The sequence below is a fragment of the Pseudomonas fluorescens NCIMB 11764 genome, assembly GCF_000293885.2.
In the GTDB taxonomy this organism is placed as follows: Bacteria; Pseudomonadota; Gammaproteobacteria; order Pseudomonadales; family Pseudomonadaceae; genus Aquipseudomonas; species Aquipseudomonas fluorescens_B.
This window is the reverse complement of the sequence record NZ_CP010945.1, coordinates 3,962,597-3,988,674: the sequence shown is the minus strand read 5'-3', so window position 1 is coordinate 3,988,674 and position 26,078 is coordinate 3,962,597. Positions and strand designations below refer to the sequence as shown.

At 60.9% G+C, this 26,078-nt stretch carries 25 protein-coding genes and 1 pseudogene; 16 read left to right on the top strand and 10 right to left on the bottom strand.

Going from position 1 to position 26,078, the window contains the following annotated elements:
• Positions 1-156 precede the first annotated feature (156 nt).
• Positions 157-1,839, top strand: a complete 1,683-nt coding sequence (ilvD, locus tag B723_RS18420; RefSeq protein ID WP_017338119.1) for a dihydroxy-acid dehydratase — start codon at positions 157-159, stop codon at positions 1,837-1,839.
• Positions 1,840-2,000: 161 nt separating this feature from the next.
• Here the strand turns inward: ilvD and B723_RS34155 are convergent, their stop codons facing one another.
• The 3 genes and pseudogenes from B723_RS34155 to B723_RS18410 all read right to left on the bottom strand — a co-directional run bounded on the left by B723_RS34155 (position 2,001) and on the right by B723_RS18410 (position 4,656).
• Positions 2,001-2,726, bottom strand: a complete 726-nt coding sequence (locus B723_RS34155; protein WP_425311823.1) for a methyl-accepting chemotaxis protein — start codon at positions 2,724-2,726, stop codon at positions 2,001-2,003.
• Between the two features lie 132 nt (positions 2,727-2,858).
• Positions 2,859-3,614, bottom strand: a pseudogene (locus tag B723_RS34150) (MCP four helix bundle domain-containing protein); the annotation flags it as partial.
• A gap of 286 nt (positions 3,615-3,900) precedes the next feature.
• A complete protein-coding gene (locus B723_RS18410; RefSeq protein ID WP_017338117.1) occupies positions 3,901-4,656 on the bottom strand; it encodes a DUF72 domain-containing protein in 756 nt (251 codons plus the stop codon).
• Between the two features lie 161 nt (positions 4,657-4,817).
• Here B723_RS18410 and B723_RS18405 point away from each other — a divergent pair, with 161 nt between their 5' ends.
• Positions 4,818-5,249 carry a nuclear transport factor 2 family protein gene (locus tag B723_RS18405; RefSeq protein ID WP_017338116.1) on the top strand — a complete coding sequence of 144 codons (432 nt, stop codon included), beginning with the start codon at positions 4,818-4,820 and terminating at the stop codon, positions 5,247-5,249.
• A gap of 50 nt (positions 5,250-5,299) precedes the next feature.
• On the opposite strand, the gene B723_RS18400 is transcribed toward B723_RS18405, so the two are convergent.
• Complete coding sequence (locus B723_RS18400) at positions 5,300-5,875, bottom strand: nucleotidyltransferase family protein (protein ID WP_017338115.1); 576 nt, start codon at positions 5,873-5,875, stop codon at positions 5,300-5,302.
• 139 nt (positions 5,876-6,014) lie between these two features.
• Between B723_RS18400 and B723_RS18395 the strand changes: the two genes are divergently transcribed.
• The 4 genes from B723_RS18395 to B723_RS18380 all read left to right on the top strand — a co-directional run bounded on the left by B723_RS18395 (position 6,015) and on the right by B723_RS18380 (position 11,072).
• Positions 6,015-6,956, top strand: coding sequence for a Dyp-type peroxidase (locus B723_RS18395; protein ID WP_017338114.1), 942 nt, complete (start codon positions 6,015-6,017; stop codon positions 6,954-6,956).
• Positions 6,957-7,060: 104 nt separating this feature from the next.
• Positions 7,061-7,567, top strand: coding sequence for a sigma-70 family RNA polymerase sigma factor (locus B723_RS18390; protein WP_017338113.1), 507 nt, complete (start codon positions 7,061-7,063; stop codon positions 7,565-7,567).
• Positions 7,564-8,532 carry a FecR domain-containing protein gene (locus B723_RS18385; protein WP_017338112.1) on the top strand — a complete coding sequence of 323 codons (969 nt, stop codon included), beginning with the start codon at positions 7,564-7,566 and terminating at the stop codon, positions 8,530-8,532. The genes B723_RS18390 and B723_RS18385 overlap by 4 nt, the downstream gene beginning before the upstream one ends.
• A gap of 104 nt (positions 8,533-8,636) precedes the next feature.
• Complete coding sequence (locus B723_RS18380) at positions 8,637-11,072, top strand: TonB-dependent siderophore receptor (RefSeq protein WP_017338111.1); 2,436 nt, start codon at positions 8,637-8,639, stop codon at positions 11,070-11,072.
• Positions 11,073-11,137: 65 nt separating this feature from the next.
• Here the strand turns inward: B723_RS18380 and B723_RS18375 are convergent, their stop codons facing one another.
• Positions 11,138-11,647, bottom strand: a complete 510-nt coding sequence (locus B723_RS18375; RefSeq protein ID WP_017338110.1) for a winged helix-turn-helix transcriptional regulator — start codon at positions 11,645-11,647, stop codon at positions 11,138-11,140.
• 100 nt (positions 11,648-11,747) lie between these two features.
• Here B723_RS18375 and B723_RS18370 point away from each other — a divergent pair, with 100 nt between their 5' ends.
• Together B723_RS18370 and B723_RS18365 are read left to right on the top strand one after the other, a co-directional pair.
• Positions 11,748-12,377 carry an isochorismatase family cysteine hydrolase gene (locus B723_RS18370; RefSeq protein WP_017338109.1) on the top strand — a complete coding sequence of 210 codons (630 nt, stop codon included), beginning with the start codon at positions 11,748-11,750 and terminating at the stop codon, positions 12,375-12,377.
• 6 nt (positions 12,378-12,383) lie between these two features.
• Entirely contained in the window at positions 12,384-13,949 is a 1,566-nt protein-coding gene (locus tag B723_RS18365; RefSeq protein WP_017338108.1) for an aldehyde dehydrogenase (NADP(+)), read from the top strand.
• A 20-nt stretch (positions 13,950-13,969) separates the two neighbouring features.
• Here the strand turns inward: B723_RS18365 and B723_RS18360 are convergent, their stop codons facing one another.
• The 4 genes from B723_RS18360 to B723_RS18345 all read right to left on the bottom strand — a co-directional run bounded on the left by B723_RS18360 (position 13,970) and on the right by B723_RS18345 (position 18,230).
• Positions 13,970-14,968 (bottom strand): bile acid:sodium symporter family protein, encoded by a 999-nt coding sequence (locus B723_RS18360; protein WP_017338107.1) that lies wholly within the window; start codon positions 14,966-14,968, stop codon positions 13,970-13,972.
• Positions 14,969-15,234: 266 nt separating this feature from the next.
• Entirely contained in the window at positions 15,235-16,743 is a 1,509-nt protein-coding gene (locus tag B723_RS18355; protein ID WP_031318754.1) for a tripartite tricarboxylate transporter permease, read from the bottom strand.
• Positions 16,744-16,767: 24 nt separating this feature from the next.
• Positions 16,768-17,262 carry a tripartite tricarboxylate transporter TctB family protein gene (locus B723_RS18350; protein ID WP_017338105.1) on the bottom strand — a complete coding sequence of 165 codons (495 nt, stop codon included), beginning with the start codon at positions 17,260-17,262 and terminating at the stop codon, positions 16,768-16,770.
• A complete protein-coding gene (locus B723_RS18345; RefSeq protein WP_017338104.1) occupies positions 17,259-18,230 on the bottom strand; it encodes a Bug family tripartite tricarboxylate transporter substrate binding protein in 972 nt (323 codons plus the stop codon). Before B723_RS18345 ends, B723_RS18350 begins: the two co-directional genes overlap by 4 nt.
• Positions 18,231-18,388: 158 nt before the next feature.
• On the opposite strand from B723_RS18345, the gene chrA reads away from it, so the two are divergent.
• From chrA to B723_RS18330, 3 genes are all read left to right on the top strand, one after another.
• Complete coding sequence (gene chrA / locus B723_RS18340) at positions 18,389-19,594, top strand: chromate efflux transporter (protein WP_017338103.1); 1,206 nt, start codon at positions 18,389-18,391, stop codon at positions 19,592-19,594.
• Positions 19,595-19,755: 161 nt separating this feature from the next.
• On the top strand, positions 19,756-20,106 hold the full coding sequence (locus B723_RS18335) for a DUF6152 family protein (RefSeq protein WP_017338102.1): 351 nt from the start codon (positions 19,756-19,758) through the stop codon (positions 20,104-20,106).
• Positions 20,106-20,618, top strand: coding sequence for a DUF6644 family protein (locus B723_RS18330; RefSeq protein ID WP_017338101.1), 513 nt, complete (start codon positions 20,106-20,108; stop codon positions 20,616-20,618). The genes B723_RS18335 and B723_RS18330 overlap by 1 nt, the downstream gene beginning before the upstream one ends.
• Positions 20,619-20,694: 76 nt before the next feature.
• Here B723_RS18330 and B723_RS18325 read toward each other — a convergent pair whose 3' ends face one another.
• Positions 20,695-20,916 carry a hypothetical protein gene (locus B723_RS18325; RefSeq protein WP_017338100.1) on the bottom strand — a complete coding sequence of 74 codons (222 nt, stop codon included), beginning with the start codon at positions 20,914-20,916 and terminating at the stop codon, positions 20,695-20,697.
• 198 nt (positions 20,917-21,114) lie between these two features.
• Between B723_RS18325 and B723_RS18320 the strand changes: the two genes are divergently transcribed.
• The 5 genes from B723_RS18320 (at position 21,115) to B723_RS18300 (ending at position 26,071) form a co-directional block, all read left to right on the top strand.
• Positions 21,115-21,885 carry an alpha/beta hydrolase gene (locus B723_RS18320; protein ID WP_017338099.1) on the top strand — a complete coding sequence of 257 codons (771 nt, stop codon included), beginning with the start codon at positions 21,115-21,117 and terminating at the stop codon, positions 21,883-21,885.
• 126 nt (positions 21,886-22,011) lie between these two features.
• Complete coding sequence (locus B723_RS18315) at positions 22,012-22,272, top strand: DUF2790 domain-containing protein (protein WP_017338098.1); 261 nt, start codon at positions 22,012-22,014, stop codon at positions 22,270-22,272.
• Between the two features lie 39 nt (positions 22,273-22,311).
• Positions 22,312-22,983, top strand: a complete 672-nt coding sequence (locus B723_RS18310; RefSeq protein ID WP_017338097.1) for a heavy metal response regulator transcription factor — start codon at positions 22,312-22,314, stop codon at positions 22,981-22,983.
• On the top strand, positions 22,980-24,383 hold the full coding sequence (locus tag B723_RS18305; protein WP_017338096.1) for a heavy metal sensor histidine kinase: 1,404 nt from the start codon (positions 22,980-22,982) through the stop codon (positions 24,381-24,383). Before B723_RS18310 ends, B723_RS18305 begins: the two co-directional genes overlap by 4 nt.
• Positions 24,384-24,886: 503 nt before the next feature.
• Positions 24,887-26,071 carry an acetyl-CoA C-acyltransferase family protein gene (locus B723_RS18300; RefSeq protein ID WP_017338094.1) on the top strand — a complete coding sequence of 395 codons (1,185 nt, stop codon included), beginning with the start codon at positions 24,887-24,889 and terminating at the stop codon, positions 26,069-26,071.
• The last annotated feature ends 7 nt before the right edge of the window (positions 26,072-26,078 follow it).

Sequence of the window (26,078 nt, the reverse complement as noted above, 5' to 3'; positions counted from 1 at the left end):
GTGGACGCGCAAACTGAATAGGTCAAACCAAGTTGGGGCGAAGAATATCACGACATCGCAAACCCGCGCGTCTGTTCCCGACCTGATAGTCCGAGCATAGACGCCGAGGCCACTATACTCATCGTGATTTTCTCGGCGAGCCGGTGAGGAGCAGTCATGAGCGATAAAGACAACCTGCGCAAATATTCCTCTCAAGTGGTCGACGGCGTGGAGCGCGCGCCCGGCCGCTCGATGTTGCGCGCCGTGGGTTTCACGGACGAGGACTTCAAGAAGCCGCAGATCGGCATCGCCTCGACCTGGGCGATGGTGACGCCGTGCAACATGCACATCGACAAACTGGCGATCGAGGCTGAAAAAGGCGCGAATGCCGCCGGGGCCAAGGGGGTGATTTTCAACACCATCACCATTTCCGACGGCATCGCCAACGGCACGGAGGGCATGAAGTATTCGCTGGTGTCACGCGAGGTCATTGCCGATTCAATCGAAGTGGTGGCCGGTTGTGAAGGATTTGACGGACTGGTGACGGTGGGCGGTTGCGACAAGAACATGCCGGGCTGCCTGATCGGCATGGCGCGGCTGAATCGCCCTTCCATCTTCGTCTATGGCGGTACGATCCGCCCGGGCGCCGGCCACACCGACATCATTTCCGTGTTCGAAGCCGTGGGCCAGAATGCGCGCGGTGACATCAACGAAATCCAGGTCAAGCAGATCGAGGAAGTGGCGATACCCGGCGCCGGTTCCTGCGGCGGGATGTACACCGCCAACACCATGGCTTCGGCCATTGAAGCATTGGGCATGAGCCTGCCCGGTTCCAGCTCCCAGGACGCCGTCGGCAGCGACAAGGCCTCGGACAGTTTCCGCGCTGGCCAGCAGGTCATGGAGCTGCTGAAGCTGGACCTCAAACCCCGGGACATCATGACCCGCAAAGCCTTCGAAAATGCGATTCGGGTGGTGATCGCCCTCGCCGGCTCGACCAATGCGGTGCTGCATCTGCTGGCCATGGCGCACGCGGTGGATGTCGAGCTGACGCTGGATGATTTTGTCGAGCTGGGCAAGGTGTCGCCGGTGGTGGCCGATCTGCGCCCCAGCGGCCAATACATGATGAGCGAACTGGTCGCCATCGGCGGTATTCAACCACTGATGAAGCGCATGCTCGCGGCGGGCATGTTGCATGGCGATGCCATGACCGTGACCGGCAAGACCCTCGCGGAGAACCTCGAAAACGTGGCGGATTACCCTGAAGGTCAGGATGTGATTCTGCCCTTCGACCAGCCGGTCAAAAAGGATTCCCACCTGGTCGTGCTGCGCGGCAACCTTTCGCCCTCCGGCGCAGTGGCCAAGATCACCGGTAAGGAAGGCCTGCGTTTTGAAGGCACGGCGCGGGTCTATCACGGTGAAGAAGGTGCGCTGGCCGGCATTCTGAATGGCGAAGTGAAAGCCGGTGACGTGATCGTGATCCGTTACGAAGGCCCCAAGGGCGGCCCCGGCATGCGCGAAATGCTCTCGCCGACGTCGGCGGTCATGGGCAAAGGCCTGGGCAAGGACGTTGCGCTGATCACCGACGGCCGTTTCTCCGGTGGTTCGCACGGATTCGTGGTGGGGCACATCACGCCGGAAGCCTTTGATGGCGGGCCGATTGCGTTGATCGAAGACGGCGACAAAATCACCATCGATGCCGAAAGCCGGCAGATCACGGTGGACGTTTCCGATGCTGAAATGGCCGAGCGCAAGACGCGCTGGGTGCGGCCGGAATCGAAGTACAAACGCGGGGTGTTGGCGAAGTATGCAAAGACGGTGTCGAGTGCTTCGGAGGGGGCTGTAACGGATAAGTATCTTTAAGCCGTAGTTCAGCTTTGACTGATCTGACGCCATCGCGAGCAGGCTCGCTCCCACATTGGATCTCCTGTGCACATCAATACCGTGTACTACAACGATAAAAATGTGCGAGCGAGCCTGCTCGCGATGGCGCCCGGTCAGGCGAGATCAATGTTGAATGGGCTTCACAACCGAAACCGATCCACCGACTGCGAAAGCTTACCCGCCAGCGCCGACAAATCATCCGTGGTCGAAGCCGTCTGGCCAATGACCTTGCTGTTGCCTTCCGACATGCCCGCAATTACCTCCACCTGATGCGCGATTTCATTGCTGGCCAGGCTCTGCTCGCCGATCGTGCGGGAGATGTCGTTCACCAGTTGCGTGGTGTTCAGCGTGGCTTCGAGGATTTCGCGGATGGCCCGTTCGACGTCGGCAGTCACGGCCATGCCTTTGTCGACCTGGGCCACGCCCGCCTCCATGCTGGTGACCGCCTCGCGGGTGCTTTGCTGGATGCGCGCAACCATCGTGGCGATTTCCTGGGTGGAAGCGCTGGTGCGCCCCGCCAGGCTGCGGACTTCGTCGGCCACCACGGCAAACCCGCGCCCCTGCTCCCCGGCCCGCGCGGCCTCGATGGCGGCATTCAACGCCAGCAGGTTGGTTTGATCGGCGATGCCCTTGATCACCTGAATGATGCTGAAAATGCCCTCGGATTCCTTGTCCAGCGTGCGGATGACCTGAGCGGACTGCTGGGCTGATCGCGCAATCCCGTCCATGTCGTTAACCACCTGATGGATCACCCGACCGCCATTCTTGGCCAGTGCCTCGGCCTGGTTGGCCATGTTCAGCGCACGCTCGGCGTGGCGAGTGATGTCTTCGATGCTCGCAGTCATTTCACTCGCGGCGGCGGCCATGGTAGTGGCGGCGGCGCTTTGCTGCTGGCTGCTGTCGGCGACTTCGTGGCAACCATTGCTCAACTGCGCGCTCATACCACTGACGCCATGGGCGTTGCTGCGCACCACTTCGATCATGCCGCGCAAATCGCGCTGCATGGTCGCCAGGCTGCGGATCAGTGCGCTGGCTTCGTCCTTGCGGGTGGGCTCGGCAATCGGTTCGCTCAGGTTGCCGTGGGCGATGCTCTCGGCAATGCGGCTGGCGGTTTGCAACGGCCCCATGATGCTCAAAATCACCCAGCGTCCCTGGACGAGCAACAGCAACAGACTGGCGACAAGCACAATACCGAGCGTGAGGTTGGCGTCACTGATGGCCTGCTGAGTGCCTGCGCTGGTTTGCTGGGTGTTGGTTTCGATCAGCTCGCTGAGGGCCGCCATCTGGTCTTCCAGCTGGCTGAAGGCGGTGTTGAAGTTGCCCAGCTCTTTTTGTGCCGCATCCGGATTTTGCAGGGCCAGCCCGACAATGCGCTCGGCGGCGCTGATGTAGGTATCAAGGCTGGGTTTGATCTTGTTCAAGCCGGCCTTGATGGTGTCGTTGACCGGCAGTTTGAGGTTTTCACCCAGCACTTCACGAAAGTGCGACGCGTGCTCCTCGATGGAACTGCGCACTTCGGCAGGGGTGCTGGTGCTTTTGCCCAGGCCGAGCAGCATCGCCGACAGCACGTCGGCGCGTAACGCGTCGTGCATCATGTCCGCTTCGAGGTGATTGCGCAGCGCGGCCATGCTGACCTCGTTGTCGTTCACCGCGGTCGCCATTTGCGAGTTTCCCAGGTAACTGACCAGGCTCATGATCAAAGCCGTGAGCAGACCGGTGCCTATCAGCAGGATCAAACGTAGTTTTATCGACACTCTGTGAGTCCCCTGTCAGTTGGCTACAGCCATTCGCAAATGGCTTCTGAACAGGCTATCGACTGCGGCAGAGGGGAATTGAAGGCTATTTCGATGCGCTCGCGCTTTTACGACATGCGGTCGTCATCGGCGCCTTTTGCGTTTTGCCGCGAAGGGAAACCAGCAGTAACCCGTAACAACTCGACTGCGGGGAGAGAGGCCGAACGCCACGACGATCAACAGCAGCAGGATCAGCAGCGCCAGTTCGTATCGGGGGATGTGGGTTTGCCTGCATGATTTGAGTGACTCACAGGGTGGATACCGCTTGAGCCTTGCAGCCCAGAAGCGCTTGCAGGGTCAACGCATTGCCCAGCGCAAAACCACTGGCGGTGTTATCAAAGATGCACCAGCTGACGGCGCCCGCCTGCTCCGCATTCCGCACCTGCTGCGCCAGCGCCTCCAGTCGGCTCGGGTCGTAATTACTGTGATAGATGCGCGGCGAACCGTGCCAGCGCCAGTATTGAATGCCCGGCCAGCCACCCGGCCTCTCGCCACCGGCAAGGGGCGATGGGTCGGCAGCCACCCGGCCGACTTTCTGCTCGTTCAACAATTCTTCCGCGTCCCGCCAGCTTTCATGCCGGGGTTCAATCACCACCGGCCCGGCATAACGCAGGCGCAACGCCGCGAAAAACGCCGAAGCAACGCCCTCCTCGTAAGCCTGCGATGGCGGTAACTGCACCAGAATGCAACCTAAAGACTCACCCAGCGCGGTGCACTGGGCCAGAAATTCGTCCAGCAACAGCTCACAGCCCTGCAGGCGGTGCACATGGGTGATGAGCTTGGGCATCTTCACCGAAAAGCGAAAGGCGGCCGGGACCGACTGCGCCCAGCGTAGATAGGTCTGCGGCCGATGCGGGCGATAAAACGAGCTGTTGATTTCAACGGCCGTCAGTTGCGACGCATACCGCTGCAAGTGCGTGCCATCGACAGCAAACGATGGCCAGCAGTCACGAGGCAGGCTCCACCCGGCGCAACCAATATAGGTCTGATTCAGCTCGTTCAACAGAGCACCCCGGCGGCTTCGCGCATGAACATCTCCATAACTTCGAGAAAACCCCGGTCCGCAAGTTCGTTTTTTCATTAGTGCATGCTAGGTTGTACGACGACTGATGAATGCCGTTTAAAGTCCATCACTCGTTCACCCACAACAACAAGGAAACACCCATGAAAAAAATGAAATTGCTGATTGGTTTTCTGTGCCTGTTCAGTGGCTACGTCGCAGCGACTCCGTCCTCCGCTGAGAAAGACGTGGCGCAGGCCGTCGACCACCTGACCCAAGCCATGCTGAAAAAGAACATTCCCGAACTGAACGCACTGACCGCCGAGAACCTGACCTACGGGCATTCCAGCGGGAAGATCCAGAACAAACAGGAATACATCGCCGACATCGAAACCGGGCGAAGCGCCTTCAAAACCCTGGAGATGCAAAACCAGACCATCACCCTGTCCGGTGACGTCGCCCTGGTTCGCAACCATTTCTCGGCACAGGCATTGAAAGGCACTGAAGTGATTCCAACCGAGATCGAAAACTTCCAGATCTGGCAGAAACAGAAAGGCCGCTGGCTGCTGGTTGGACGCCAGGCGTTCAAGTTCTGATTGTTATGTGATGACGGGGATGGGGTATTCGAGCCCTGTCCCCTTTTATTTCAATCAGGGACAGCGTCAGCGCTGACAATCGTCAGCCAAGGCCATCGAGCCCGATAACTTTCAGCCTTGTGAGTAAACAAGTCAGTTTCATGCATGACCGGATTGATCCGTAGCAGTCCTGCCTCGACATCGCTCAAACCGTAAGGCGCATACACCTCGCCGCTCACCACATCGAGACCGATACACGTCCCTGCAATCAGATACCGATCGATGCCATCCTTCGCTGAGCGCAATTGCGGATACTCCACGCCAAATCGCTGTGTGTACCAACGATGAACCCGTGCCTGATTCTTGATTTCGATCGTCGCGTCGAGGTCGTGAAAATGCGCTCGCGCCGCCAGGATGACTTCGTTTTCGGCGTCCCACGATTCGTCTTCATCAAAGTAAAAAACGTCGTAATCCTTAATGCCCCACGCGGCAGGCCGGCCGGACTGATGATTCCATACCGCTTGAAACAGGCAACCCGCCGTCAGCATGCACTGGCTCAGCCCGAGCGCAGGCAAGCGCCTGGCAATCTCGGCGTTGGCCGGGTTGGTCATCGCGATTTCGATCAGTGTTTCGGCGGTCAGGGTCATGCTGTCTCCGTACGTGGGCCTAAATCCTTTGGAGCAGACGATACATTAAAAGCGCCCGGTGACAGGCCGAACGCATGTATTTCACTCCACTCGCGAGAACGCTAGAGTGTGGCAACTCACCCGGACAGCGTGGATGCCAATGGATAACCAAACGCCTGAGCCCCAAGCCATCTGCAACCCCATTACCAGCAGCGCGATTTTTATCGTGGCAACCCTGGCGCCTGGCAGTGACGCTGCCGGGAAAGTCCGGGCCTGGTGCGCCGATGTCGCGTCCCTGACACGATCGGTTGGCAAACGCGTCCCCTCCGGCAACCTGTCGTGTGTCTGCGGTTTTGGGTCCACGGCGTGGGACGCTTTGTTCGGCAATCCGCGCCCGGCCTCACTGCACGCCTTTCGCGAATTTGGCGTAGAGGGACGCCGCGCCGTGGCAACGCCGGGCGACATTTTGCTGCACATCCGTGCCGACCAGATGGACCTCTGCTTCGAACTGGCGACGCAGTTACTGTCATCGCTTGGAGAGGCGGTTTCGGTCGTCGATGAAGTCCAGGGTTTCCGCTATTTCGATATGCGCAGCATCATCGGTTTCGTGGATGGCACCGAAAACCCGGTCGGTCGCAAGGCGGTCGACTTCACGCTCGTGGGCAACGAAGATCCGTCGTTCACCGCAGGCAGTTATGTGCTGGTGCAAAAGTACCTGCACAACATGACGGCCTGGAACGCGTTGTCCGTCGAGGCTCAGGAACGGGTTATCGGGCGCACCAAATTGTCCGATATCGAACTCGATGATTCAGTCAAGCCGACCTCCTCGCACAGCGCCCTGACGACGATTACCCAGGACGGGCAGGAAGTGAAAATCCTGCGCGACAACATGCCCTTTGGGCGCCCCGGCGCCGGTGAATTCGGCACGTATTTCATCGGCTATGCGCGCTCGCCAGCCCCGCTTGAGCTGATGCTCGAGAACATGTTTGTTGGCAGACCGGCGGGCAATTACGACCGTTTGCTCGATTTCAGCACGGCGGTCACCGGAGGCCTGTTCTTCGTTCCTTCAGCAGACCTGCTGGAAGAACTGGCGGATCGTTGAACCAAAGAAGTGCCCGCTCCGTTGGCGAAGTCAGAGATTGCAGTGGCCATCATCTCAAAGGTAGTATTGAGAACGATTCACACTAACATCTGGAAAACCAACCGGTGCAACCTCCTCCGACCAGCAAGCTGGGCTTCTTTTTCAGCGACCATCATCGCTGGCTGCTGCAGCATATCCAGCGGCGACTGCGCAATCACGCGGACGCTGAGGACACCGCCGCCGATACGTTTTGCCAGATGCTGACTGCCCGGGTAGACCCGGACAGCATCGAACAACCTCGCGCTTACCTCTCGACCATTGCCCGACGCCTGATCTTTGATCGTCATCGCCGGCGCAAGCTGGAACTGGCCTACCTCGAACGCCTGTCCACGCTGCCCGAAGCGTTCGCCCCTTCCCCTGAAGAACAGTTGCAGTTGATCGAAGCCCTGGTTGCCATCGACCGGGCGCTCGACGGCTTGCCAATAGTCGTCAAAGCTACGTTCCTCTACAGCCAGCTGGACGGTTTGAGCTACGTGGCGATTGCGCAAAAACTGGAGCTGTCGGAGCGCACGGTCAGCCGTTACATGAAACAGGCATTGAGTCAGTGCTACCTGAGCGAGTTGGCGCCATGAGCACGCCGCGTCTCGATCCGGTCAGCGAGCAGGCCATCGACTGGATGGTGAGCCTTCGTGCCGGCAAGCCCGATGCCGCACTGCAAGAACGGTTCAACGCATGGCTGGCGATGGATCCCGCCCACGCCCGGGCCTGGGCGACATTGCAAGAACGCCTCGGGGCTTCCTTCAACACCATTCGTGCGCTGGATCGGCGCCTGCCCGGTCAGGCCGACGAAGCGCGGCAACTGCTGCTGCAACCCCACGGTTCACGCCGCGATGCGCTGCGCGTGATCGTCGGCCTGGGCCTGCTGGGCGGCGGCGCATGGCTGGGTGTTCGCAGCCCGCTGGGTGACTCGCTGCTGGCGGACCTGCACACCGTCCGCGGCCAGCGCCAGGACTTCACGCTGACCGACGGCAGCCGCCTGAGCCTGAATGCCGACAGTGCGGTGGATCTGCGCTTCGATGACCAGCAAAGGCTGGTGATTCTGCGCCACGGCGAACTGGTGATTCAGGTCGCAGCCGACCCCACGCGTCCGCTGCGCGTGCGCACTGCCCAGGGTGAAATACGTGCACTGGGCACCCGATTCCTGGTGGCTCAGGAACAAGACGCGACTCGCGTCGTGGTGCTGCAACATTCGGTCGAAGCCCGTCTGTTCGACGGTGCGACGCTTGACCTGCAGGAAGGCCAATCGGCCTTGTTGTATGAAGGGAAAATTGCCCCGGTGGCTGGCGATCAGCGTCATCGCGCCGATTGGCTCAGCGGCCGATTGAATGTGCTGGACGAACCTCTGGAGCAAGTGGTCGACGCGCTACGTCCTTACAGCAGGGGTTTCGTCCGAGTGGCGCCCGAGGTTCGCGGTTTGCGCGTCCAGGGCGTATTCCCGTTGAACGATCCCGATCGGGTGTTCACGGCGCTGGCAGAAACACTGCCGATTCGCGTGGATCGCTACAGCCCGTGGCTGACGCTGATTCGTCCGAAATAACCTGGCTGAACTACTTTTTTTTTGCAAATCGCTCTCATTCGTGTCCGGTTTTCATTTCTCGTCCCACCTATCTCCTGACACTTTCACATTTTCAGGAGAACGCTGTGTTCAACCCATGGCCCCACGCCCTTTCCGCCGCTGTCGCCCTGGCAACCCTGGCGAGCCCTGCCCTGTCACAGGCCCAAGACCTGACGTTCAACCTGCCGGCCGGCCCCCTCGCCAGCACGCTGAATGCCATCGCCAGCCAGAGCGGCCACATCGTTTCATTGGAGCCTTCGCTGGTGCGGGGCAAACAGGCACCGGTGGTGATCGGCCAAATGCCCGTGGAACAAGCGATGCAAAAGGCGTTGGCGGGCAGCGGCCTGCAATTGCGAGTGACCGGACAAGGTAACTTCAGCGTCGAGCCCGCCGCCGACAGCGGCGCAGCGTTGCAACTGGGCGTGACCAACATCGTCGAACGCAGCACCGACGCCACCACCGAAGGCTCAGGCTCTTACGCCGCGCGAGCAGTGACCATCGGCAAGGGCACCCACACCCTCAAGGAAATCCCGCAGTCGGTCACGGTGATGACCCGCAAGCAAATGGACGATCAGGATATCGTCGATCTCAAGGACGCGGCCAACAAGACCACCGGCCTGGTCGGTGCTCAGGGTGTCGGCAGAGGCTTGATCCTCAGTTCGCGCGGTTTCCAGATTGATGACTGGCAATACGACGGCGTGCCGATCCCGCGCAACACCTACGCGCTGGGCAACTGGGCCACGCAGGACCTGATCTTCTTCGATCGCATGGAAGTGCTGCGTGGCGCGTCCGGTTTGCTGCAAGGCACCGGCAGCCCTGGTGGCGCCGTCAACCTGGTGCGCAAACGCGGCCAGAACGCACCGACCGTCACCCTCACCGGCAAGGCCGGCTCCTGGGATCACTACGGTCTGCAACTGGACGCCGGCGGGCCGCTGAACCAGGCCGGCACCGTGCGCGGCCGCCTGGTGGCCGACCAGGACAACAGCCACTCGTTCGTCGATTCCGAATGGTATGAGACCACCTCACTGTACGGCGCGCTGGACTTCGATCTGAGCGAGGACACGACCCTGGGTTTTGCGGTCAGCCAGTCCGACGGTGAATCGCGCTCGAATGTCCGCGGCTTCCCGCGCTACGCCGACGGCAAACCCGTCGACCTGCCGCGCAAAACTTACACCGGGGCGAAGTGGAACCATTCGGACATCGATGTCACCACGCTCTACACCGACCTGGAGCACCGTTTCAATGACGATTGGGCTTTCAAGGTTGGCGCTGTGCGCATGACTGAAACCAACAAGGCGAAGAACCAACGGGTGCAATCCAGTGGCAATGGCATCAATGCCGATGGCAGCGGCGTGCAATACGCTGACTTCGTAACTGACTTGGACTCCACCAAAGTCGCGCTGGACATGAACCTCAACGGCAAGTTCGAAGCCTTGTCCATGCAGCAGGAAATCATGGTGGGCGGCAACTTCTCCAAGTACACCTCGGATGACAAATTCGCTCGGACCTTCAATAACAGTACCGACACTCTCTTCGACATTGATCACGATCGTCCGGAAATCAGCTACGACGGTTTGCTCAATAGCCCCGGAGGTCGTGGGACACCGAGCAGATATGACATCCGCCAAAAGGGTCTGTACGGCAGCTGGCGGGTCAAGCCGATCGATCCGCTGACCCTGGTGCTCGGCTCGCGGGTCAGCTGGTACGACTACAGCTACAAATCGTGGCGCCAGGACGCGACCAGCATCACCGCCGATCCTGAAAGCACCAGCAACGAAAACGGCGAAGTGACCCCTTTCGCTGGCATCGTCTATGACCTGAGCCGCGAATGGGCGGTCTATGCCAGCTACACCGACGTGTTCACACCGCAAACCGAACGCGATACCGGCGGCTCGGTCGTTAAACCGATTATCGGTACGAACTACGAAGTGGGTCTCAAGGGCGAGTTGATGGAGGGACGGGTCAATACGTCCCTGGCCCTGTTCCGTTACGACCAGGAAAACCGTGCAACGCTCGATACCGATGGCGGGCAAATCTGCGACGGTTGGTACTGCTCGAAGGCTTCCGGCAAAGTACGCAGCCAGGGTCTCGACGCTGAAATCAGCGGCGAAGTGCTGGACGGCCTGCAACTGTTTGCCGGTTATACCTACAACACCACCAAGTACCTCAAGGACCCGGACAACGAAGGCAAGGTCTTCAGCTGGTGGACGCCAAAACACATGCTGCGCGTCTGGGGCAACTACCAGTTGAGTGGCGACTGGAGCCGTGTCAGCACTGGCCTGGGCTTCGTTGCTCAAACCCACACAATTGGTTACGACCACTCCGTCAACGTTCCGGGTTACACCGTGTGGAACGCCCGTGTCGGTTACCAGCTCACGCCGGAAATCGAGCTGGCGATGAACGCCAACAACCTGTTTGACAAGACCTACTTTGCGGCGGCGTACAACCAGATCAATGGCAACAATAACTACGGTGATCCGCGCAACGTGATGTTCAGTGTGAAATACACGCCGGAGTTCTGACACCGCTGATCATTTGCACAACGCCCTCCTCGTTCGCAAGCGCAGGGAGGGCGGTTACAGCCTCCTTACGCTTGGCCCCGACTCCCTTTGAAAGCCTCACGCCGCGTATGTCGTTCTGCGGCGTAGGCTTCGCTCTGCTCACTGATCAGCTCATCCCGACGCAACAACTCACCGCAATGTTCGCAAAGCGGTCCTAACCCTGCGGGCTCGCCACAGGTCTTGTGGGTGTACACCACCGCCAGGCCTTCCTCCGGCGACTTGCACCAGGTTTCCCCCCAGGCACGCAGCGCCAGTATCACCGAGTAAAAGGCCTGCCCTTTTTCGGTCAGGTGGTACTCGTAGCGTGGCGGGCGTTCGTTGTAGAGACGGCGCTCGACCAGGCCGTCAGCCTCCAGACTCTTCAAGCGTGCAGCGACCATTTGCGGGGTGCCGCCGGTCTGCGCCTGGATCTCGTCGTAGCGATGACTCCCCATAATCAACTCACGCAGTACCAGCACGGTCCAGCGATCGCCCACGATCGCCTCGGCCCGGGAAATCGGGCAAAGGGTGTCGGGAACACTGGTATTTATCGACATAGGACTTGCCTCTTTCACAGTTACTATGATTATCATATCAACAAGATGCCCAGGCAAGTCCCCGGCACCGGTCACTCAACTTTTCGTGGAGAACATCGTCATGTCGAACGCCCCGTATCCGCTCAACAGGACCGCTTACCTGCTGGTCGATCCGTACAACGATTTCCTGTCGGAAAACGGCAAGGTCTTCCCCTTGATCAAGCCGATCGCCGAGCAAGTCGGCCTGCTCGACAACCTGCGCGCCCTCGACCGCGCGGTGCGCGCCCGCGACATTCCGGTGGTCATCGTACCGCACCATCGCTGGGAACACGGCGACTACGAAGGCTGGGACCATCCGACACCGACCCAGTGCAAGATCATGCACATGCACCACTTCGCTCGCGGGGAATGGGGCGGCGAATGGCATCCGGATTTCGCGCCAAAGGACGGTGACATCGTCGTTCAGGAGCATTGGGGCTCCAGCGGCTTTGCCAATACCGATCTCGATTTTCGCCTGAAGCAGAAAGGCATCACTCACGTGATCATCGTCGGCCTGCTGGCCAACACCTGCATCGAAGCGACTGCCCGCTATGCATCGGAACTGGGTTACCACGTCACGCTGGTGCGTGATGCGACTGCTGCCTTCCGTCCGGAGATGATGCACGCTGCCCACGAGCTGAATGGCCCTACCTTTGCTCACGCCATTGTGACCACGGAAGAACTCGTCGCCACGCTGGCACAGCAGGAGTAACCGCTGATGAAACTCACAGGAAACCTGCTGATCGGCGCCCACGATGTCCCTGCCACTGAAGGGACGATGAAAGCGCTCAACCCCGCCACCAACACGTTGATCGAACCGGATTTTGCGCTGGGTGGCGTGGCGCAAGTCCACCGGGCGGCAACGCTCGCCGACGAGGCATTCGACAGTTACAGCCACACCTCGCTCGCTGCGCGCGCGGCGTTTCTCGAAAGCATTGCCGACAATCTTGAAGCAGTCCGCGCAGAGCTAGCGGCCCGTGCCGCGCTTGAAACGGGCTTGCCGCAAGCGCAACTGGAAGGCGAGGCCACAAGGGCCGCCACACAGTTTCGCCAGTTCGCGGAGGTCGTGCGCAAAGGCCGCTTCCTGCAACTGGCCATCGATCCGGCGCAGCCTGATCGTCAGCCTCGCCCGCGCATGGACCATCGGTTGCAAAAAATCGCCATCGGCCCGGTGGCGATTTTCGGGGCGAGCAACTTTCCGATCGCCTATTCAGTGGCCGGTGGCGATACCGCGTCGGCATTGGCCGCTGGCGCGACCGTCATTCTGAAGGCGCACAACGCCCATCCGGGCGCTTCGGAAATCCAGGCGCGGGCTATCCAGAAGGCGGTGCAGGACCACGGGTTGCACGAGGGCGTTTTCTCGATGGTGCGCGGCGTGGGCAACACGATCGGCGAAGCCCTGGTCGATCATCCGCTGGTCAAGGCCGTGACGTTTACCGGTTCGGAACAGGGCGGCATGGCATTGTATCGCCGCGCGCAACTACGGCCCGACCCCATTCCGGTGTTCACCGAGATGACCAGCATCAATCCCACGTTCATCCTGCCCGCCGCACTGGCCGAGCGCGGTGCGCAGATCGGTGACGGCTTTATCGAGCGCATGCTGGTCAATGTCGGGCAAGCCTGCCTCAGGCCCGCCCTGCTGATCGCGATCAAAGGTGCGGGTCTTGAAGCACTGCGCGACGCCATGGTGAAACGCGTGGCCGAGGCCTCGGCGCGCACAATGTTGACGCCGGGGATCCATGCGTCCTACCTCAACGGTCTGGCCGCAATGGAGGACGCCGGTGCGCGCCGCGTCGCCGAAGGTTCGGCCCCCAGCGCAGACTTTGACGGCCAATCGGCGCTGCTGGAGGTCAACGGCCAACGCTTCCTGAGCGAAGCGGTACTTTCGCAGGAAGTCTTCGGTCCATCCGCGCTGCTGGTGACCGTCGAGGATGAAGCTGAACTGATCGCCATTGCTCGCTCGCTCGAAGGCCAGCTCAGCGCCGCGCTGCACCTGGAAGAAAATGACTTGCCACTGGCCCGGCGCCTGCTGCCGGTGCTGGAACGCCGCACCGGGCGCATCGTTGTCAACGCGTTTGCCCATCCCCAGGAGGTGACGTACGCCACGGTCCACGGCGGCCCGTTCCCGGCCACTTCGGACAGCCGCTTCACCTCGGTGGGCATGACGTCGATCGAACGCTTCTTGCGCCCGGTGGCTTACCAGGGTTTTCCGGATGCGCTGTTGCCTGAGGCACTGCGTGATTTCAACCCGCTGAAGCTGCCTCGCCTCATCGACGGGCAATAGCTTGCAATCCAGCCCGGAAATCAAGGATCGACCTGGGCCATGAGTTCAGGAACCGTTTCCGGGCGATTGGCATAACGCTGCGCCAGCACCGCGCAGACCATCAACTGAATCTGATGGAACAGCATCAACGGCAGGATCAACACGCCTATGGTGCTGCCGGCGAACAACACCTGGGCCATCGGTACGCCGGTGGCCAGGCTCTTTTTCGAACCGCAGAACAGGATGGTGATGCGGTCTTCCTGATTGAAGCCGAAGGCTTTGCTCAGCACGGTGGACGCCAGCAATACCAGGCCCAGCACGATGCAGCAGACCACCACCAACCCGGCCAGCTCCCAGAGCGGAATCTGGTGCCAGATGCCTTCGATCACCGCCTCACTGAATGCACCGTAGACCACCAACAGGATCGAGCCTTGATCGACGAACTTGAGCCAGCTCTTGTTGCGCGCCACCCAGGCGCCGATCCAGCGTCGGGCGATCTGCCCGGCAATGAACGGCAGCAACAGTTGCACGCTGATTTTCAGAATCGCATCGAGCGTCGAACCGCCCTCGCCGTGCACATTCAGCAGCAACGTCACCAGCAACGGCGTCAGGAGAATCCCGAACAGGCTGGAGGCCGCCGCGCTGCAAATGGCTGCCGGGATATTCCCGCGAGCCAGGGACGTGAAAGCAATCGCCGACTGCACTGTGGCGGGCAGCGCGCAGAGGTAGAGCATGCCCATGTACAGCTCGTCGCCGATCAGCGGCGAGAGCAAGGGTTTGAGCGCCAGGCCGATCAGCGGAAACAGGATGAACGTCAGGCTGAACACCAGCAAATGCAGACGCCAGTGGCCGGCACCGGCGATGATCGATTCACGCGACAGTTTGGCGCCATGCAGGAAAAACAACAGGGCAATGGCGAGGTTGGTCAGCCAGCCAAAACCGACCGCGACCTGGCCGCTGGCAGGCAGCAGGCTGGCGAGAACGACCACGCCGATGAGGGTCAGGGTGAAGTTGTCGGGCAAAAAACGGGGGCGAGTCATCGGTGGCATCCAGCGGTGGCGAAGAACGGTGCCCCGACTCTAACGCGCCAGCGGATTGCCGACTAACGCTAACAAGCCAGTAGATATCGGCAAAAGGACATAACCAGCGCTGAATGCAGCAAGTTGAAGCCGACCAGCATCGCGCGTCTGATTTCGCAAGCTTCGAACTACCAGGAACGCACTTTCAGCGGCGTTCCCCTCCATCGACCAGGACCGATCGGTGTTCGCCGGATTCGCACATGAATTCGTTAGCCTTTCTGACGTGCTCAATCATCTTCATGCAACTTGATGCCCCTGGCGTGCAGCAGATGCGGGACCAGCAGCACCAGCAACGTCAACGCCAGAAACGCAGCGGAAATCGGTTGCGTCAGAAACACCGTCCAGTCGCCCTCGCTGATCGATAACGCGTTACGCAGTTGTTTTTCCGCCATCGGCCCCAGCAGCATGCCCACGATCACCGGAGCGACGGGGAAGTCGAATCGGCGCATCAACACCCCGCCCCACCCGATCGCCAGCATCAGCAACAGGTCGAAAGATGAGTGACGCATGCCGTACACGCCGATGGTGGCGAACACCAGGATCCCGGCGTTCAGGTACGGCCTCGGGATTTGCAGAAGTTTGACCCACAGCCCCACCAACGGCAGGTTCAGCACCAGCAGGATGACGTTGCCGATGTACAGCGAGGCCACCAGGGTCCAGACCAGTTCACCCGAGGTTTCAAACAGCAGCGGCCCCGGCTGCAAGTTGTAGTTCTGGAAGGCGGCCAACAGGATGGCTGCGGTGGCCGATGTCGGGATACCGAGGGTCAGCAACGGCACCAGCGAGCCGGTGGCGCTTGCGTTGTTCGCCGCTTCAGGGCCGGCAACGCCCTCGATGGCGCCCTCGCCTTTGCTGGCAGCAAATTCTTTCGGGTATTTGCTGAGCTTGCGCTCGGTGGAATAGGACAGGAACGTCGGGATCTCCGCGCCACCGGCCGGGATCGACCCGAAGGGAAAACCGATCAACGTTCCCCGCAGCCACGCCGGAACCGAGCGCTTCCAGTCGGCGCGCGTCATCCACAAGGAGGACATGCGGTGTCGACCGGTTGCCTCTTCCTTCTGATACAGCAGGCTGTACAGCGCTTCGCCCACCGCAAACAACCCGACCGCCACCAGCACGACTTCGATGCCATCGACCAGCTCTGGAACGCCCAAGGTGTAGCGAGCGATACCGGAGGTCGAGTCCAGCCCGATCAATCCGACGGTCAAGCCAATCCCCAGGGATGCAAAGCCGCGCAACATGGACGCCCCGAGCACCGCAGACACCGTTGTGAACGACAGCACCAGAATCGCGAAATACTCCGCAGGCCCAAACTTCAGTGCCAGTTTTGCCACGATGGGCGCAAACAAAGTCAGCAGAACCGTGGCGATAGTACCCGCCACAAAAGAGCCGATGGCCGCCGTGGCCAAGGCTGGTCCCGCTCGACCATTTCGGGCCATGAGGTTGCCTTCCAGGGCCGTGACCATGGACGAGGATTCCCCGGGTGTATTAAGCAAAATGGACGTCGTGGAACCGCCGAACTGCGCGCCATAGTAAATGCCGGCGAACATGATCAGCGCGCCGGTGGGATCGACCTTCGCGGTGATCGGCAGCAGCAGCGCCACGGTCAGCGCCGGACCTATGCCCGGCAAGACGCCGATGGCGGTGCCGAGCAGGCAGCCAATGAACCCCCACATCAGATTGATCGGCGTCAGGGCCGAGGAAAAACCCATTGCCAGGCTTGCAAGAATGTCCACCCTGTTGATCTCCTGCGGCCCGAATCAGATCCAGGCGTTGACAAGCGGCGGAAGGGAAACCCCCAGCCCGGCATTGAACAGCCAGTAAATCGGTAGCGTCAGGGCTATGCCGATGGCGAGATCACGCAGCGGATGGCGACTGCCAAAGCCCCGCGCCGAGCAGGCGAACAACAGCGCGGCCGCCAGGACGAATCCGATCAGATTGATCAGCACGGCCACCCCCACCAACCCCCCCGTCACCCACGCCACACCGGCCTTGCCGCCAGGCAACACTTTGGCGGATTCGTCTTCGTGGTCCGCCAGTTCGCGAAAACCGCCGGTAAGGGCCTGATAGCTCAGTACCACGCCTACGCCCGCGAGGAATACCGCCACGGCATAGGGATAGACGTACGCGCCAAGAATGACGAACCCCATCTCGTCAGGGAAAAGAAAAGCGCCGTAGGCCAGCACGGCGCTGATGGCGATCACACCGACGCCAATCGCCAGTTGCACTGGCACGATTGCGCGCGATTGGCTCATGGTTTGACCAGCCCCACCTCGACCAGCATCGCCCGCAGCCGCACGTGCTCGGCGTCGACGAATTTACCGAACTCGTCACCGGTGAGGATGTTGGGCGACCATTTGTTGGTTTCAATATTGTCTTTCCAGACTTTGCTGTTGGCGGCGGCGACCACGGCGTCGGTCACTTCCTTGCGCTGCCCGGGTGTGAGATTCGCAGCACCGTAAACACCACGCCAGTTGCCGATGATCACGTCATACCCGCTTTCTTTAAGCGTTGGAGCATCGATGCCTGCCACGCGCTCCGGTGCACCGATGGCGAGCACACGGAACTGACCACTCCTGACGTACTGGCCCAGTTCGGCATAACCGCCGGTGATGACTTTGATCTGCCCTCCCAATGCCTGGGCAACCACTTCCCCTCCGCCCGCGAAGGCAACGTAATTGACCTTGTTGACCGGAACGCCCATTTTCGCGGCCAGTTCGGCAATGCCGATGTGATCGATCGACCCCTTGGAACCCCCGCCCCAGGAAATACTGGTCGGTTTGTCCTTGAAGGCTTTCAGCAGGTCCTCCAGGGTTTTGAATTCGGACTCCTTGCGCACCGCAATCACGTTGTATTCGGTAAACAGCCGTGCAATTGGCGTCACATCTTTCAAGGTAATCTGCGGTTTGTTCTGCTCGATGCCAGTCACCATGATCGCACCGACCACCAGCAGCGCATTCGGATCGCCTTTGGTGCTGTTGGCAAACTGCGCCAGCCCCAGCGTCCCCCCTGCCCCCCCCTTGTTTTCGAAGGTGGCGGATTTGGCGGCGTTGGCTTCAATCAAGGCTTTGCCCAAGACGCGTGCGGTCTGGTCATAACCGCCGCCCACCGAACCGGGAGCCATGAACTTGACGGTATCCAGCGCAAATGCAGGCGTTGCAAGCACAGCGGTGCTGACGACAGCCGCGAGCAAAAGGGTGGATCGACGTAACAATGCAAACATGCGTTTTCTCCCGAGACTTTTGTTTTTATGGGGCACCGGTTGAACGTCGATCAGGGCAAATGTCCCGATCAATGAACATCCATCTCAGGATAAGCGTAGGCCATGGTTAGAATGGCGGCATACAACACTGAATCACTTCATTTCAGGAAGACGCGTACATGGACGATCCCCGTGCCGATAGCCGCAGTAGCCCATGGTCGGTGTTCATCATTTTCCTGCGCCTCGGGCTGACCTCTTTCGGCGGCCCCATTGCGCATCTGGGCTATTTCCGTGATGAGTTCGTCACACGGCGTCGCTGGCTGTCGGAACACAGTTATGCCGATTTGGTAGCGCTGTGCCAATTCCTGCCAGGGCCGGCCAGCAGCCAGGTCGGCATTGCACTGGGCCTGTCTCGGGCGGGATATCGCGGGGCGCTCGCGGCGTGGGCCGGTTTTACGTTGCCGTCAGCCGTTGCCCTGATCCTGTTTGCACTGGGGCTTTCCCGGTACGGTGCACTCCTGTCGCCTGGCGCGCTGCACGGGCTCAAGGTGGTGGCTGTCGCGGTGGTTGCGCAAGCCGTATGGGGCATGGGGCGAAACCTGTGCACGGATGGGCTGCGCGTCACCTTCATGATGATTTCAGCCAGCGTTGTCCTGTTTGAACCGTCTGCCTGGGCGCAGGTCGGGGTGATAATCGCCGCCGGTGTCGCCGGCCTGCTGTTGTTCAAACCCGCACAGCGTGAAGGGCACGATCCTTTGCCTATCTCCTTCAGCCGGCGCGCCGGGGCGATCTGGTTGTCGCTGTTCGTGGCACTGCTGATCGGCCTGCCGATCTTGAATCAACTTTTTCCAAGCCAAACCCTGGCCTTGGTGGATGCCTTCTACCGGGCCGGTTCACTGGTTTTCGGTGGCGGCCACGTCGTGCTGCCGCTGCTGCAAGCCGAGGTGGTGCCTTCGGGCTGGGTCAGCAATGAAGCGTTTCTCGCCGGGTATGGCGCCACGCAGGCCGTACCGGGTCCGCTGTTCACGTTCGCCGCGTTCCTCGGTGCATCCATGAACCTTGCGCCGTCGGGCTGGCTCGGCGGGTTGATCTGCCTGCTGGCGATCTTCGCGCCATCGTTCCTGTTGATCATGGGCGCTCTGCCGTTTTGGGAGCGGTTGCGTCGCAACGTCGGCGCGCAAGCCGCGTTGATCGGGGTGAATGCTGCCGTGGTCGGCTTGCTGCTGGCCGCGCTTTATCAACCGGTCTGGACGAGTGCGATTTTCACCGCGCAAGACTTCGCTCTGGCGCTGGTCGCCCTTGTTGCGTTGATGTTCTGGAAGCTGCCGCCGTGGCTGGTGGTGCTTGGCTGCGGGGTGGCGGGTTGGCTGTTGAGCGCCGGGTAATCAAAAACAGGGGAATAACCGGTTGATTTTCGCGCAGTTACTTTTTCAGAAACACTAATCCCCGAGCCCACGATCCATCACTGAAAACGGGCGAGCTATTCTAAAAACCAGCTGGAATTCGCGACTTGAGTTTATTGATGGCGTGCATCAGGAGACAGGTCATGAAAAGCATGCTCGGCGGCATTGGTTTGTCACTGATACTGGTGGCAACCGCAGCGTTCGCTCATCACGGCTGGAGTGAATACGACTCCGACAATCCCTTGCAGTTGAACGGCACGATCGAAGAATCGGGTTACTCCCATCCCCATGGATTCGTGCGCCTCAAAACACCGGACAAGACCTGGAACGTGGTATTGGCGCCGCCCTCGCGCATGGAAAACCGTGGTCTTTCCCGGGAGATGCTAAGCGTCGGCAGCACGGTCAGCGTGGTCGGCTACCAGAATCGCAACAAACCGGATGAACTGCGCGCCGAACGCATCACGGTCGGCGGCAAAACCACAGAGTTACGCTGATGCAAACCCTCAACACCGGCGTGGAAGCGAATGCGGACAGCTGGCTGGACTGGGTGGGTGACTCGCAACTGGGCGCCGCCATGCGCGGCGACCTGTGGCTGTATCCGATGGTGGAGGTGGTTCACATCATCGGGTTCGCCGTGTTGGTCGGCTCGGTCGTGATGTTTGATCTGAGGGTACTCGGCTTGTCGAAAAACATTGCCGTGACTGACCTTGCTCGGCACCTTTTGACCTGGTCAGTCGCTGCACTGCTGTTGATCGTGCCTGCGGGGCTGATGATGTTTTCAGCCCACCCACATGATTTCGCCTCCAACGGCGTTTTCATCCTCAAGCTTTGCCTGATTGCGACGGCCGGCCTCAATGCTGCGCTGTTCCACGTCGGCGTCTATCGGTCAGTCCATCAATGGAACACCGCCGTCGCCGCGCCCGGCATTGCTAAATGCCAGGCGCTGCTATCGATCGCGTTGTGGTTCACCGTGGTGTTGTGCGGTCGGTTACTGGCCTACACCTGAAGATCCGGCCTGCGCGCTGGTTCTGCAATGGTTCGCACAGCAGGCCGAAAACAGGCCATTGCGCGTTGATTTAACCCTACGTGCCTCTGCCCACCCCTTCTGTCGCACTGGAAAAAGCCACTCCGGCCTCGCGCACCAGGGTTCGCCATTCCGCGCTGCTGATCAGCCCTTGGCGCTCCATCTCATCGGCGGCCTTGAGCAACTCGTCGTACTGCTCCTCCACATCCATGCGAATTTCGGGTTGTGCGAGGAGTTTGTACCAGGCCGCCAGGGCATCTCGTCTCAGATCATCGGTCATGGTCTAACTCCCAAGAATTGTCTTCGTTTGGAAGTGTTCGAGCGGGTGACCGTTCCGGGCTCCCGACATACGGCAGCCCTTGCATTACAAACTTGTCATCGACTTGTCAGCGTAGCCGGCACCCTCGCTTCCTACAGTGACGTCGTCAGTCACCCACACGGGTGACGCCTCCCACTGAAGATGACAAGGGTCGATACCATGAAACCATTGAGCAAACTCTGCCTGATCGCCGCCAGCCTGTTGATGCTCGGCACCGGATCCGCCATGGCCAGCGACATCGCGCCGGTCAAGGCCAACAACGTCGTGCTGGTGCACGGCTCCTGGGCCGATGGCTCGAGCTGGGCGGACGTGATCTCGCGGTTGCAGGCTGCCGGACTGCACGTCACCGCCGTACAAAACCCGCTGACCTCGGTGGCCGACGACGTCGCCGCGACCCAGCGCGTACTCAATCAGCAAGACGGCCCGACGGTGCTGGTCGGCCACTCCTACGCCGGCACCGTGGTCAGTGAAGCCGGGGTCAATCCCAAGGTCAGTTCGCTGGTATACGTCGCCGCCCGCGCGCCGGACGCCGGGGAAGATTTCGTCGCGTTATCAGGTAAATACCCGACCATGCCCGTGCGCGCCGGCACCGAAGAACACGACGGTTTCGTCAGCCTGAAGCAGGACGCCTTCCTCAAGTACTTTGCCAGCGACGTGCCCCACGACAAGGCGATGCAACTGTTCGCCGTGCAGCAACCGATCGCCAAGACCCTGTTCACCGATCGCACCACCGCAGCCGCCTGGCACAGCAAACCGTCGTGGTACGCGGTCTCCAGCCTCGACCAGACCATCAATCCGGACCTCGAACGATTCCTCGCCAAGCGCATGGGCGCGACCACCATCGAGCTGCCGTCGAGCCACTTGTCGCTGGTCTCCCACTCCAAAGAGATCGCCGACCTGATCCTCGAAGCCTCGGGCCGCCAGCCTTAACGCCGAGGCCGTTTCATTACAACTTTGTCATTGAACTGTTGGTCGGCTGTCCGGATCGCCTGGTTAACCTGAACTCACTGCCAGGCCATCCGCCGACAGCCAAAACCCCGAATAGAGAGACTTATCATGAAAATGTTTATCCTCGGTTTCGCCGCCCTCCTCGCCACCGGCTCGGCGTTTGCCGATACGCAGACAACCACGGCGCCAGTGATCCATGACAAGACCGGTTTCTTCGTGCACATGGACGTTGATAAAGTCCTGTCCAGCACCGACATTTCGCAGCAGTGCGGCCTGATTCCGGCGCGGCTCGACTACCTGGACCACCAGGGTCGCGAGCATGTGCTGGATTACCAGGTCAACGGCAGCGGCTGCACCAATGATCATTGATCCGGCTACACTGGCGCCAATTGTCTGAGGCACACGCCCATGAACATCCTCGTAGTCGAAGACGAACCCAAAGCGGGTAATTACCTGCTCAACGGCCTGCAGGAGCTCGGTTACTCCGTCAGCCTGGCGCGGAACGGCGCCGACGGTTTGCACCTGGCCCTGGAGCACGACTTCGACGTCATTGTGCTGGACGTGATGATGCCGAAAATGGATGGCTGGGAAGTCCTGCGCCGTTTGCGCAAGGAAGCCGACACGCCGGTACTGTTTCTCACCGCCCGGGATGACATCGCCGACCGCATCAAGGGCCTGGAACTGGGCGCCGACGATTACCTGATCAAGCCTTTTTCCTTCGCCGAACTGGTGGCGCGCCTGCGCACCCTGACTCGCCGTGGTCCCACCCGCGAAGAAGAACAGTTGCAAGTGGACGACCTGCAAATCGACGTACTCAAGCGCCGCATCACTCGCGCGGGTGTGAAGATCACCCTGACCAACAAGGAATTCGCCCTGCTGCACCTGTTCGCCACGCACCAGGGCCAGGTCCTGTCGCGCTCGATGATCGCGTCACGGGTCTGGGACATGAATTTCGACAGCGACACCAACGTCGTCGACGTCGCCGTGCGCCGCCTGCGCCTGAAAATCGATGACCCGTTCCAGCTCAAGCTGATCCACAGCGTGCGCGGCATCGGCTACCGCTTCGATACACAGCCATGAACCGCCTTCGCCATTCCCTGACATTGCGCCTGGCGCTGGTGTTTGCCTTGCTGGCGTTTGTCTCGCTGACCCTGTTGGGCGTGGCGCTTTACCGCGACCTGGAGCACGAGCTGATCCGTCGCGACGACGCCGCCCTGGTGAACCGCATCGATCAGTTGCGCACCTTCCTCAACGACAGCAATACGCTGGAGCTCATCAGGACCAAACCGGCGTTGTTCCAGAACATGCTGGGTAATCGCGAAGCCCTGTTGAGCATCGGCGCGCCGGGACAAAAACCCTTGCTGGTGGTCAACCCCGGCAACCTGGCCATGCCGTCGCTGGCGCCGGTGGCGATGGACCATCCGCTGAGCCTGGCCGACGTGCAGCACTACCCCGGCGTGGATGGCGTGCCTTTCGCGGCGTTGGCGGCGACCATCGATTCCGGCGACATGGGCAGCTTGCAAGTGGTCACCGGGCGCCTGATGACCGAGCGCACCGCCGTGCTCGCCCGGTACCGGCTCAATGTGTACCTCTTCGCCAGCGTGGCAGCGATTCTGCTGGCGCTGTCCGGTTACCTGCTGGTGCATCGCGGCCTGCTACCCGTGCGGCGCCTGGCTCGGCACGCCCATGGTATCGGCGTCGGCAACCTCACCGAGCGCCTCGATGGCCAGGGCGCGCCGCGGGAACTGCTGCCGATGATCGAGGCGCTCAATGCCATGCTCGACCGTTTGGGCAAGGGCTTTGTGCAACTGGGTCAGGTGTCGACCGATATGGCCCATGAGCTGCGCACGCCGATCAACAATCTGCTCGGCGAAACCCAGGTCGCGCTGCAGCAGAACCGCAGTGTCGAAGCCTATCAACAACTGCTCGCCTCCAACGTCGAAGAGCTTGAGCGCCTGGCGCGGATGCTCGACAACATGCTGTTTCTGGCGCGCACTGACCCGGCCAGTGCCTTGAGCCAACGCCAGGAACTGGACGCCTCCGACGAAATGGAACGCATGGCCGACTACTTCGAAGGGCCGGCGGCAGACGTCGGGATCAGCATCGACGCCCAGGGCAGCGGCGTGATTTGGGCAGAACCGATGCTGCTGCGCCGTGCGCTGGCCAACCTTTGCGCGAACGCCATCAAATATGGGGCGCCGCATTCCGAGCTGTTCATTCGCGCCACGCCTGCGGCTGACGGTATCCGGTTGATCGTGCGCAACCAGGGGCCGACCATTGCTGCCGAACACTTGCCCCGGTTGTTTGAACGCTTTTACCGGGTCGACGAATCCCGCGAGCGTTCGGCGCATTCCAATGGCTTGGGGTTGTCGATTGTGGCGACGATCATGCAATTGCATCACGGTAGGTACAGCGTCAGCAGCAGTGAGGGGGTGACGTGTTTTGAGTTGTTTTTTCCGGAACGGCGGGTGGGTGAGTGAGACGTTGGTAGAGACACCGATGGAGGTCATCACAGGTTGACGGACAGGCTCGGGGCTTGAGGGGGCGACTGCCGCCAATGCAACCGCGGCGGCCTACCGGCCATGTGTACGCATTCCCCTGTGGGGCTGGCCTGTCAGCGATGGTCGTCAACGATGACGTGTGCTGTCTGAAGGATCGCGGTGTCTGGGCGTTCATCGCTGGCAGGCCAGCTCCCACAGGCGATTGATGGCGGGCATGTCGTTGGTGTTCACCGCGATGACCTTCAGGCGGCAGGCCCACGGAGCAGGACCGCAGCAACGGATCTGTCCCCGGTCAACAACCCAAAGAATCCGAAACATCGCCCACCCCCTATAAGCCGATCTAAAACACCCTTCCTCTGAAATGGCAAAAAACACCACCCCCCTTGAGCACTTTCGACATAGGCCAACCACACTGCCGCCCCTAGACTCTTTCCCCCAATAAAAGCGCCAAACGCGCCCCCGACTGAACCAGGGAAACCCTCATGAACCCATCCGACATTTTCGTAATCAGTGCCGTCCGTTCCGCCATCGGCAGCTTCGGCGGCTCGCTCAAGGATGTGCCGCCGATTCAACTGGCGACCGACGTGTGCCGCGCCGCCATCGAGCGTTCGGGGCTGGCGCCTGAGCACATTGGCCATGCGGTGATGGGCCATGTGATTCCGACCGAAGCGCGTGACGCCTACATCTCCCGGGCGGTGGCGATGAATGCAGGCCTGCCGAAAGAGACGCCGGCCTTCAACGTCAACCGCCTGTGCGGTTCCGGTCTGCAGGCGATTGTCAGTGCCGCGCAAAGCCTGATGCTCGGTGATGCGGGCGCGGCGCTGGCCGGTGGCGTCGAGTCCATGAGCCGTGGTGCTTACCTGTTGCCGCAAGCGCGTTGGGGCGCGCGCATGGGCGACATGCAGGCCATCGACTACATGCTCGGCGTGCTGCAAGACCCGTTTGCCGGTTTCCACATGGGCATCACCGCGGAGAACATCGCCGAGCGCTACGGCATCACCCGCCAGGCTCAGGATGAACTGGCCATGCTCAGCCAGCAGCGCGCTGCACGGGCAATCGCCGAAGGCCGCTTCGACGGTCAGATCGTGCCGATCGAAGTGGCGTCGCGCAAAGGCACCGTGACCTTCGCGACCGATGAACACGTGCGCGCCGAGGTCAATGCCGAACAATTGGCCAAGATGAAGCCCGCCTTCAAAAAAGACGGCAGCGTCACCGCCGGCAACGCCTCCGGCCTGAATGACGGCGCGGGTGCGTTGATCATGGCCACCGGTGAAATGGTGCGCGCCCAAGGCCTCAAGCCGATGGCCAGGCTGGTGGGTTACGCCCATGCCGGGGTCGAGCCTGAACTGATGGGACTCGGTCCGATTCCCGCTACCCGTCTGGTGCTGAAAAAAGCTGGCCTGACCGTGGCCGACCTGGACGTCATCGAGTCGAATGAAGCCTTTGCCGCGCAAGCCTGCGCCGTGGCCCAGGAACTGGGTTTCGACCCGGAGAAGGTCAACCCCAACGGTTCGGGCATCTCGCTGGGCCACCCGGTGGGCGCCACCGGCGCGATTATCGCCACCAAAGCCATTCACGAACTGCACCGGGTCCAGGGCCGTTATGCCCTGGCGACCATGTGCATCGGCGGCGGCCAGGGCATCGCCGTGTTGTTCGAACGCGTCTGACACGTCC